At 69.1% G+C, this 944-nt stretch carries 1 protein-coding gene; it reads right to left on the reverse strand.

Translation table 11 applies throughout. From position 1 onward, the window contains the following. Window positions 1-944 (reverse strand): type VI secretion system-associated FHA domain protein TagH (tagH, locus tag EOA29_RS38050; RefSeq protein WP_127222492.1); only part of this gene is annotated, 944 nt, incomplete at both ends.

The following is a 944-nucleotide window of genomic DNA, read 5'->3' on the forward strand; positions in this document are numbered from 1 at the left end:
CCTCGGCCGTCGGCAGGAATTTGAGCGGGTTGACCTCGGAAGCTCCGACCATCGTCTGGGCGACACGCGCGCTTCCCTTCTCCTCGGCGCGCTTGCGCAGGAGCTGCATCAGCCCTTCCAGCATCAGCCGGTATTCGCGGCCGAACTTCTCCATTTCGACGACCGGATCGCGGCCGGGGAAATCGGCTTCCTCGACACCCATGCCGCGCAGGAACGCGGCACGAAGCGCCATCTCCGTAGCGGGTGCCGCGTGCGCCGGACGGTGCGGTTTGGGAGCAGGGGCGGGGCGCGGCGGCGGAGGAGGCTCGACCGCTTGGCTCGGCATATCCCAGGGATGAGCGGCCTGCGGTTTTTCAGCCGGGTGTTCGCCACGACCGGCCGGATCGGCGCCGTTGGCCGAGGCAGGCGCCGCAGCCGGCCCGAACCCGAAGTCGTCATCGAAGTCGGCCGGTTTGGGCGCCGGCTCCGTCGCGCTGTCGCGGGACGGCATCTCGTCGAAACCGAACGGATCCGACCGGCCGGGCGCCGCGGCATCGCTGGATTCCGGCGTCGCCACCGGATCGAGGCTGAACGGGTCGTCGAAGGCAGGCGAACTGCGCCGGTTCGAAGCTCGATCATAAGCGCCGGGCGCAGGCTGTTCGAACGGGTCTGGCAGATCGGCCGGACGCGGCCGCCGCGGCTCTTCCTCGACCTTGGCCGAAAAGAAATCGTCGCCGCCGATGCTGGGTGAAGGCCGCGGCTGCGGTGGCGCCCATGCGGGGGTGGACTGGTTGGCGACCTGACCGACCGACGTCTGGCTCGCGTTTGGCTGAACCTCGACATAGAGAACGTAGTCGCCCAACCTCAGCCGCATGCCGCTCTGCAGCCGCGTCGACCTGCCGGTGCCGAGCGGGCTGTCGGAATCGTCGATGAACAGTCCGCTGCTCGAGGTGTCGGTCACGAAG

This window comes from Mesorhizobium sp. M1E.F.Ca.ET.063.01.1.1 (genome assembly GCF_003998155.1).
Classification (GTDB): Bacteria; Pseudomonadota; Alphaproteobacteria; order Rhizobiales; family Rhizobiaceae; genus Mesorhizobium.